Origin of the sequence: Salinibacter sp. (assembly GCF_042218895.1) — a bacterium.
In the GTDB taxonomy this organism is placed as follows: Bacteria; Bacteroidota; Rhodothermia; order Rhodothermales; family Salinibacteraceae; genus Salinibacter.
Genome location: NZ_JBDGQQ010000022.1, coordinates 1 through 9761, shown reverse-complemented (window position 1 = coordinate 9761; position 9761 = coordinate 1). Strand labels below are relative to the sequence as shown.

Here is a 9761-nt window from a genome sequence, read left to right as displayed (position 1 = left end):
CGGCCCTTCCTCTCGAAGCCGATCAATCCGCTCCCAGAGAGCGTCGCGGTCCACGTCGTCCGCATCGTCGGTCTCTTCCAACTGCCGGACGACTTCGTCAGGGATGCTGCGCTGGTTGAGCTTGGCCTGGCGTTCGAGGCGGGCGTAAAGCTCGTCCGGAACGTCAATCGTCAAAGTTTTGGACATGGGCTCGGGCGTGTGGTGAAAAGGCCGCTTTCAACACTCGAACGCCCGTCCATAAACGGCCGTTTCGTCGAGGATCTATGAGAGGACTGCGTGCAGCGCCTCCACGAACGCCCCCCGCGGCACCGGATCGGCGTCCGGCAGGTGCTCGCGCAGCGCACGGCCCACATTCTCGCGCCGGAGCGGTCCCTCTTCCTGCCGAACGGCGTCAGGCCGATCAGCGCGACGAGTCCACTTCCGGGCCCAGTCCGCGGGCACCGGCTCGTCGGGCTTCAGGTGGGTCGGATCGTCGGCCCGGAGGACCCTGGCGCGGGCGAGTTCTTGGGTGGGACGAAAGAGCTTGTGGCCCGCGGGCACGTCGTACAGGATGTACAGCGGACAGCCCGCGTCGAGAAGCCGGTCCTGTGCGCGGTCCATGGGGACATCTCGGGGCGTGGTGCCGTCCTGCGTGCCCAGCGCCGCGTAAACGCCGAGCGCCTGTCCCATCAGCATCACGACGGGCTGGAGGCGCGTGCAGCCGTTCACGATGTGGGAGACGGCGATGCTCTTCTCCCCCGCCATGAAACTCGGGTCGTCCACGTCCGGGAAGAAGACCGACGGCGGGACCTGGAACGGCGCGTTGTCCGGGTAGTCCTCCGCCAGCCGGCAGCCGGGCGGCAGGTGCGCCTTCGCGTGGTGGTGGTCGAGGAAGTAGTCGCCGACCGCAATCGAATTGTCGATCGTCGGCGCCCGCGGATTGTCGCCCTCCGGCACCACGTCCTGCTGCGTCATCATCCGGTCGTTCACCATGCGCCGGCTTTCCCGGATGTACGGAAGGGGCGGCAGGTGGTCGTCGGTCGGATACTCGTCGGTCGCAATCTGCCACTCCGGATGGTCGAGCTCCGTCTGCATGTACTTCACGAACTGGAGCGTATGGCGCTTGGCGTCCAGCAGCCGCTGGTGACGCACGTAGCGGTCCTCGTAGAAGCGCCGCGTGACGGGGAAGTCGTTCGCGTGGAAGGGCCAGTTGAGGAGGTACTTGTCGTTGGGCAGGGCCGCGTAGTCGATGAAGCTCTTCCACTCGTGCAGGTCGTGGTTGAGGCGGTCCGGATCCGGCGTGGGACAGTCGCCCTTCACGCTGCACTGGAAGGCGTTCCACTGCGCCCGCTCGGCGGGGGTGGACGGGAGCGGCGCAGCGCCGGGCTCCTTCACGAGCGTCGCGCAGTAGGTGGGGTCCTGGATCTCGTTGTCCGGCTCGGGCGGCGCAGCCGGCTCCCCGAGCATGTCCTGACTCTCCCGGCCCAGTCGGTACGGGATGTCCGCCAGGGCGAGTCCGTCGCCGTACTCGGTGGCGTCGATGAAGACGCGGCACGTGACGGTGCGCTCCGCCTCGCGGCAGGCGGGCTCCAGCTTCGTCTTCGTCGGCGCCACCCCAATCCGGCGCGTCCGTCGGTCGACCCGCTCGTACCCGACCGCTTCCACCCCCCGATGTACAGTGAGCCGATCCTCCTCGGCCACCCACTCCTCCAGAATACGGTGGCCCACCGTCGGCTCGTAGCAGTAGAGGCTCACCCAGCCGGTGTGGAGGGCGTCGAGCGAGCCGTAGTGGTCGGCCAGCCGCTGCCGGAAGCGCTGCACGAGGCCGCCGCCCGCGCCGTGCTTGTTGCCGTCGAGCGCACTCACGCCTGCCGCCGTCAGCATTCCGCCGATCCAGGGCGACGGCTCCAGCACCGTCACCTCGGCGCCGAGGCGGGTCGCCTGCACCGCTGCGCAGATGCCCCCGGCGCCGCCGCCGTAGACGACGACATCGGTCTCGCGGCTCCGCCGTCCCTGAAACCAGCGACCGAACACGGTGGGCATCACGGCCCACCCCGCCGTGCCGAGGCCCATCGTTTGCAAAAACGAACGTCGATCCATGAGCAGAAGGAAATTGTGCCGGTGGTGATCGAATCAGAAGTAGAGACAATTCGCCGGATCGTCTTCTTTCAGAACCGTGGCGAGACCGTTCGAGATTGATGCGGGGACCGGACGTCACCGTCCAGACAGGTCCGCCGTCTCCGCTTCCACCTTCGCCGAGGTCTCCGCCGACACCGCGAGGTGCCGGTACCACGTAAAGTACAGGAGTACCGACAGGACCCCCAGAATGCTCGCGAGGACGGTTACGCTCATCCACCGCCGCGTCACGACCATCATGGTCGTCAGAAACAGCACCAGCTGCCAGGGCACCGCGATGCAGATGGCGAGGATGTCGCGCCGGTTCTCGGCCCGGATGGCGTCCAGGTCGATTGCGTCGACCCGCTCTCGCACCGGGTCCCACAGGCCGAACGGCTTTGTCTCCTTGTAAAACGTGCGGAGCACGTCCGGATCGGTCGGCGTCGTGGCGTAGGTGATGACAATGCAGGCCACAAACGTGCCCGAGCCGACGGCAAGGAACTGCCCCATCTCGGCCAGCTCCGGCGCTACGATCCGCTGAATCACCGCCAGCACCATGCCCACGGCCACCCCGCCCGCGTAGCCGTACCCGTTGAACCGCCACCAGTACCAGCGAATGACCTGTGGGATAAGCAGCCCTGCCCCCAGGCTCAGCGTGAGCCAGCTCCACACGTCGTTGAGGGTGGTGAAGGCGTACGTCGAGATCATGCCGATGACGACGACCGCGGCGGACGAGAGGCGGCTGTGCCACACCAGCGTCCGCTCGTCGGCGTCCGGGTTCAGGAAGCGTTGGTAGATGTCGCGCGTCCAGTACGCGGCCCCCGCGTTCACGACCGAGTCGAACGTGGACATGGCCGCGGCGATGAGGCCCGCCACGAGCAGCCCCTTGAGGCCCACCGGCATCTGTTCGAGGATCACGACCGGCAGCACCTTCTCGGGATTGGCAATGACCTCGTTCGTGATGCCGTAGTTGATGCCCATGATGGCGATGCACGCCACGAACGGCCACCGTAGCGACATGAGCACGATCCAGAACATGCTGAGCAGCCCGGCCTCCCGCTCGTCCTTTGCCGCGTAGAAACGCTGGATGATGTAGCCGCCCGTCCCGCTCATCCCGTCGATGCAGGACCGAAACAGGTACACCAGAATGCCGAGCCCGAAGAGGCTGTACTGGCCATACTTGCCCGGGATTTCCTTCCGCCAGTCCGGCACCACGTCCGTCCAGGCCTGCCGCGTCGTCTCGATCTGCTGGAACGACCCGTCCCCCATTGGCACCGACACCGCAAACTCCGGCGGGAGCGCGTAGTGGCCCAATACCAGATAGATGACGTACAGGATGGCCCCGAAGATCAGAAAGCCCTGGAAGACGTCCGTGTAGACGACCCCGTAGAGCCCGCTCGCGATGGTGTAGGTAGAGGCAATCAGAATCATCAGCACGGCGGCCAGGTCGGCGTCCATCCCCAGAATTTCGCCGAGGAAGATGCCGCCGCCCTGCGCGAAGTACGTGACCGTGGCGATGGCGAACGCCAGATTGGCCACGGCGGCAAAGATGCGGGCCGCCTGTCCCTGCCGCCCCGTTCCGAAGCGGTACTCCATCCACTCGGCCAGCGTCATCACCCGGGCCCGCCGGTTCCACTTCCCCATGAAGATCATGAAGAAGGCGAGCAGCAGCACCACGCCGCCCCGGATTTCGATGTAGAAGCCCTGCACGCCCAGGGCGTAGATGAGGGCCGCGATGATCATGGTGCCGGACACGTCGAGGTTCGACGCCATGCCCGACGCCCCGAGGGCCCACCACGGAATGTCGTTGTCGCCCAGGAAGTAGCTGTCGATCCCCTGCGACGCCCAGTACTGGAGGTACATCCCTACCCCGATCAGGGCCGCGAGGTAGACGACGACGATGACGTAATCGATCGTGGCCATGCGGGGAGCACCTCAGTGATACGTTACGAACCGTGATCTGTCTGCTCAGCCTCAAGGGACCCGCCCGCCTCAACGGCTTCCAAATTGAAGATTAGAAGGTTGAAGGTTGCACCCTGAGAGTACATGCGGCGGGGGAATGGAGGCGCTTCAAAAGGGACGTCCTGGAGTGCAATCCGTATGGGGCGGGAAATTCCAGACTCATACCTTCAACTCCGGGCAGTGACCGCGGTCCGCCGTCGGCCGACCGCTGTCCCCTTACGGCACGTGGGCGGGATCGAATGGAAGATCGGCTGACTCACTGTAGCAGCTCTTCAGGACATCGGCCAGAGCGCCGTCATTTTCGTGCAGGCCTTCGTAGAAAAAGAAGACCTCCCCATCGATGCCGCGCCTCCGGTTCGTGAGAATCACCTCCTTCAGTTCCTCCGGCGTCATCCGGTAGTCGCCCACCTTCATGAGCACGCCCGGATAGAAGCCGAGCACCTTGTCCGCATTCCACCCTGCCTCGTCGGCCCGCTGCGTGGCGAGAAAGCTCTTGTATTCGGACACATCGCGGCGATAGACCTGCGGGTGGACGAGATCCGTAAAGCCCCGATTGATCCACGCGGGCCAGTCCTGCAGGTACTCGTTGTAGCCGAAGGGATACGGGCTCGGCGCCCAGGACACGACGAGCGAGGAATCGACGGCCTTCACCTTGTCGTAGAGGCGGCGTCCGAAGTCGCTCAGCTTATCGGCCCGCCACTCCTTCCACGCCTCGTTCCGCGGATTGCTGGGAGGGTTCTGGCCGTCGTGCTCCGACCGGTAGAGCGTTTTTGTGTAGTCGGAGTAGCCGCCTTCCACCGGATTGGCAGGGAGCCGGTCGTCCCCCTGGATGCCATCGACCTTGTAGTTGCGGACGACCTCCAGGACGAGATCCATCAGCAGGTCCTGAACGGCGGGCTTGTAGCCGTTCATCCAGTCGAACCCGTTTTTGGTGACGAGTTCGCCGTTCCGGTTCCGGGCCGCCCAGCTCGGGTACTTGTCGAGAATCGGCCCCCCCTCGGCTTGGTAGGACGACGAGAACCCAAACTCGAACCAGGGAATGACGGCGAGGCCGTTCTCGTGGGCTGCTTTGACGAGTTCCTGAAGTGGGTCGCGCCCCTCGTACTGCGGATCGATGGACCGCCCGATGAGCGTGTCCATGACGGTGCTCGGGTACATTGTGGCCGCGTCGTTCCACACCACCGGGAAGACGACGTTGAAGTTGTGATCCGCCAGGACGGTCATGGCCTGCTCAATGTTGGCCTGACTATCCAGCACGTCGGAGTCGACGTTCGTTACCCATACCCCTCGGAGCTCGTCGCTCGCCGGAGGATTCTCGCACTGGACGGACGCAGTCGTGTCCGAGTCACCGTTTTTCTCGTTCGAGGACGGAGCGTCCCCACATCCAGCACTGAACCCCAGAAGGAAAACCAATGCGAGGCCCACGATCGGGAGGGCTCTGCATCCCGACAGGTCTCCGGGCGGGGAAGGGCCGTGGGGGAGCGCTTTGGAAGGAACAAGCCGAGGGGGCATCGGGGGCATTGAGGAGAGGGCAGCCTTGGGACGGAAGCGCGGTTGAGACTGTGCAGCGGGGTCGCTGAAGACCAGGGGGCCGACGCGTGCACCGAGAAAGACGTGCAGAGGGAATGAACGCGGAGTATAGAACCTTTGCACTTGCATGATAATTCCGTCTCCCGACCTGCATCAAGGCACGGACGAGCCTGGAACCGCTTCCAGTTCCAGTGTGGGAGCGCTTCCATCTTGCGGAAAGACCCGTCAGTTCCGTCTTTCAACACACCTGCTTCGTGCTCAAGTGGGGGCTGCTTTTGGAAGATCCCCGACCGAGTGCGCGTGAGGTGGCAGCGGGGCGACCCTCGCCGCCATGCACGGTTCCTTATCCCTCGACCCTGACGCTTGCCCCGTGGCTGCAAAGCACGTCGCCGTTGGCCTCGACGCTGGTGGCTCCAAGACCTCCCTTCTCGCACAGTGTGACGACCGTTCTGGTCGCATCGAACGACGGGGCCCTCCCGCCAATCCGCAGCGGAGCGGGCTCGAAGAATCGGCTGGCATCCTGGGGGCCCTCGTCCAGGAGGTAGTGCGTTCGCGTCAGCCCGTCGAACACCTTTCGGTCTGTGCAGGAGTCGCCGGGGCTGGACGGGCCAGCGAACAGAAGGTCATTGCCACGCGCCTCCGCCGGGCCCTCACGGACGAAGCTCTCTCCGTAGACGTGCAAGTGGTGCATGACGCCTCCATCGCTCTGGATGCCGCCTTTGGATCGGAAAGCGGGCTCGTGGTTATCGCCGGAACAGGCTCTGTCGTGTTCGGGCGGGCAACGGACGGCACGACGCAGCGTGCAGGGGGTTGGGGACACCTTCTGGGAGACGCAGGTAGCGGGTACGCCATAGGACGGGCCGGGCTCCGGGCCGTCGCGGAGGCGTTTGACGGCGGGGCCGAGACGGCTCTTCGTCCCCGCCTCGGGGACCGGTACGGCATCGACACGCGAGAAGCTCTCATCCACCGGGTCTACCAGGAAGAGATTGCCATTCAGGACGTTGCACCGATGGTCATCGACGCCGCGGAAGACGGCGATGCAGTGGCGTCCGACATTCTCGCGACCCAGACGGCCGAGCTCGCGCAACAGGTGGAGTGGCTCCTCGCTCAGATCCACGACATTGCCCCCCGCACCGCCCTGCTCGGGGGCATGCTCCAGAACCAGGGTTATGCCCAGCGCCTCCACCGCACGCTCCGGGACTCGTTTCCGGATTGGTCGATCGAGCGACTCCAGCGCGAGCCGGCCGTCGGGGCATTGCGGCGGGCGCGCCGCCAGGTCGCGTAGAACAGCCAGGTCTCCGCCTCCTCTCTCACGCTCCCACGCGTACGATGCACGACTACACCCGACGCGAATTCCTTGAGACTGGCTCTACGGTCCTTGCGGGGGCGGGCCTCTCTACTACCGCTCCTCACACCGCCTCGGCCGACGACTCTGTGCCCCCGAGTGACCGCCTTCGCTTCGGGGCCATTGGCATCAATGGCATGGGGTGGAACGACGTGGCGGCACACCAAAAGATTGAAGGCGTCGAATGCGTTGCACTCTGCGACGTGGATCGCAACGTCCTCGAGAAGCGGGCCTCCGAGCTGGAGGACCGTACTGGCAAAACGCCGGACCTCTACGACGATTACCGGCAACTGCTGGAGGACGACGCGCTCGACTTCGTCGTCATCGGGACGCCGGACCACTGGCATTGTCTGCAGATGGTGCATGCCTGCCAGGCGGGAAAGGATGTTTACGTCGAAAAGCCGCTGGGCAATACCATCGCCGAGTGCGACGTCATGCGGCGCGCCGCCGAGAAGACCGGGCGCGTCGTGCAGGTTGGGCAATGGCAGCGCAGCAGCGATCATTGGCAGAACGCCGTGGACTACCTCCAATCCGGCGAGTTGGGACGGATTCGTCACACAAAGGCCTGGGCGTACATGGGCTGGAAGAGGCGCCTGCCTGAGAAGCCCCATACGGAGGTGCCGGAGGGGGTGAACTACGACATGTGGCTCGGCCCGGCCCCCGAGCGTCCCTTCAACCCCAACCGGTTTCACTACACCTTCCGTTGGTTCTGGGACTACGCCGGCGGCCTGATGACCGACTGGGGCGTGCACCTGCTCGACTACCTTCTGATTGGGAAGGAGCTCAGCGCTCCACGGTCCGTTGCCTCGACGGGCGGTAAATTCGGATTTCCGGGCGACGCCCGGGAGACGCCCGATACTCAACAGGCCCTCTACCAGTTTGACGACGTTACGATGGAGTGGAAGCACGCCGCGGGGGTCGGCAACGGGCCCTACGACCGTGGCCACGGCGTGGCCTTCGTTGGCAACAACGGCACACTCGTCATCGATCGAAACGGGTGGGAGGTGCTCCCTGAGATCGAGGACGAGCAGTACAGGCTCGATCCCATCCCGCCCCGAGAAGGAGAAGGGGGCCTCGACGTCCACGCGCAGAATTTTGTAGACTCCATCCGGGAGGAGGCAACGCTGAACGCTCCGGTCGAGGCGGCGGCCGACACGGCCGTCAGTTGCCACATCGGCAACGTCGCCTTTCGGGTGGGGCACGACGTGGAATGGGATGGCGAGGCCCGACAATTCGTGGACGACCCGGAGGCCAATGCCTTCATCGAGCCGACCTATCGAGATCCATGGACGCTTCCTAGCGTATGACCTGCCTTTCGCGACGCGTTCTCTGTCTGGTTGAGCGCCGAAATCGTCGGATGTCTTCCTCCTCCTGGCTGTTCTCACTCGCGCTTTTCGTTCTCGGTGCGGCACTCGCAGTGCCGGCGAACGCGCAGTCTCGAAATCCTGTCTACTGGGATGTGCACGACACGACCCGTGCCCAACCGCCCGTTGTGGACCCCGGTCCAGTCCCCGATGCGCCGCAGCCGCCCCCGTCAGACGCCGTTGTCCTCTTCAACGGTGGGAGCCTCGACGCGTGGGAGCATCCGGATGGGTCCACGCCTTCCTGGATCGTGCGAAATGGGTATTTTGAGGTGAAACCGGGAAGCGGGGATCTGCAGACCAAAAGGGGCTTCGGCGACGTGCAACTGCATCTCGAATGGATGGTGCCGGCCTCGGTGGAAGGGGAGAAGCAGAGCCGGGGCAACAGCGGCGTGTATCTCATGGGGACGTACGAGGTGCAGATCCTTGATTCCCACAACAATTCGACCTACCCCGACGGCCAAGCCGCGGCCATCTACGGGCAGTATCCCCCACTGGTGAACGCCACGCGGCCGCAGGGGAAGTGGCAGACGTACGACATCGTCTTTCGACGGCCTCACTTCGACGAGGACGGGGACGTGGTGACGCCTGCCCGCATGACGGTGTACCACAACGGGGTGCTCGTGCAGGACCATGCTGAGCTGACGGGCCCAACGGCGTGGAAGGACCGTCCGTCCTACGAGAGGCACGCGTCACGCCTCCCATTGCTCCTCCAGGACCATGGAAATCCGGTTCGGTTCCGCAACGTCTGGGTGCGCGATCTCGAGTAGATTCCGGAATGAGAAGGTGTCCGTCCTCCACCCGGGCATTTTCCAGGCGGGCCTCGGTGTAATACTGAAGTTCCTCGTTGCCCCATCCGTGCCCACCGGTTTCGTACCGCCACTTCGTCGAGTCCGGGAGCTCATCCTGCCCAAGCTCGTCGCCCCACACCCGGACTCAGTCGGGGCGGTCCGGCCACGTTTCGGAGGGCGGTTCGCCCGCCGGTCCCGACTCCTCGGACCCGGCGTTTCCACAGCTACCAGTACCCAGCAGACAGGCGCCGAGGATCAAGAGCGTCCGTCGGGCAGGACGGATAGTCTGTGCGCGTCTGTATTCCAAGGGCGACCGCGAGGGGGCGACAAGTTCATCTTGCCGCAGAGGAGAGCATCAACGATGTTTCCGCGTGGCTTACTCCGAGACCTGGACGGGCCGCTGTTGCGGAGCGGTGTCGATCTCGTGCAGCTCGATTGGCCCGTCGTTATTGCCGACCACGACGAGCGGCGCGTCGGGCGTGGGAACGAGCAACAGATTCCGAACGTCTCTGGGCGCGTAGAAGCCGCTCTCGGAGGGGCGCTGGGCGTCGAATGTGAGGTGTCCCTGGTTCACGAGTAGCAGTCCTTTTCCGGCGTCGGAGGGGCCCCAGGGAGCCCGCACTGTAAAGTCATTGCCCGCGAGGAGCATGTCGGGGCGGTCATCGCCGTTTACGTCGT

At 64.8% G+C, this 9761-nt stretch carries 8 protein-coding genes; 3 read left to right on the top strand and 5 right to left on the bottom strand.

Annotation, left to right across the window (positions count from 1 at the left end; translation table 11 throughout):
• From ABEL04_RS02470 to ABEL04_RS02455, 4 genes are all read right to left on the bottom strand, one after another.
• A partial coding sequence (locus tag ABEL04_RS02470) for a hypothetical protein (RefSeq protein WP_375800794.1) occupies positions 1-186 on the bottom strand: 186 nt, incomplete at its 3' end.
• A gap of 75 nt (positions 187-261) precedes the next feature.
• On the bottom strand, positions 262-2079 hold the full coding sequence (locus ABEL04_RS02465) for an FAD-dependent oxidoreductase (protein ID WP_375800793.1): 1818 nt from the start codon (positions 2077-2079) through the stop codon (positions 262-264).
• A 114-nt stretch (positions 2080-2193) separates the two neighbouring features.
• A complete protein-coding gene (locus tag ABEL04_RS02460; RefSeq protein ID WP_375800792.1) occupies positions 2194-4017 on the bottom strand; it encodes a sodium:solute symporter family transporter in 1824 nt (607 codons plus the stop codon).
• 255 nt (positions 4018-4272) lie between these two features.
• Entirely contained in the window at positions 4273-5469 is a 1197-nt protein-coding gene (locus ABEL04_RS02455) for a glycoside hydrolase family 10 protein (RefSeq protein ID WP_375800791.1), read from the bottom strand.
• 487 nt (positions 5470-5956) lie between these two features.
• On the opposite strand from ABEL04_RS02455, the gene ABEL04_RS02450 reads away from it, so the two are divergent.
• From ABEL04_RS02450 to ABEL04_RS02440, 3 genes are read left to right on the top strand one after another with little or no spacing between them, the layout of a single operon-like run.
• A complete protein-coding gene (locus ABEL04_RS02450) occupies positions 5957-6871 on the top strand; it encodes an N-acetylglucosamine kinase (RefSeq protein ID WP_375800790.1) in 915 nt (304 codons plus the stop codon).
• Positions 6872-6915: 44 nt separating this feature from the next.
• Positions 6916-8238 carry a Gfo/Idh/MocA family protein gene (locus ABEL04_RS02445; RefSeq protein ID WP_375800789.1) on the top strand — a complete coding sequence of 441 codons (1323 nt, stop codon included), beginning with the start codon at positions 6916-6918 and terminating at the stop codon, positions 8236-8238.
• A 50-nt stretch (positions 8239-8288) separates the two neighbouring features.
• Positions 8289-9062 (top strand): DUF1080 domain-containing protein, encoded by a 774-nt coding sequence (locus ABEL04_RS02440; protein WP_375800788.1) that lies wholly within the window; start codon positions 8289-8291, stop codon positions 9060-9062.
• Positions 9063-9459: 397 nt separating this feature from the next.
• On the opposite strand, the gene ABEL04_RS02435 is transcribed toward ABEL04_RS02440, so the two are convergent.
• Positions 9460-9761: hypothetical protein (locus ABEL04_RS02435; RefSeq protein WP_375800787.1), on the bottom strand; the 302-nt coding region annotated here is incomplete at its 5' end.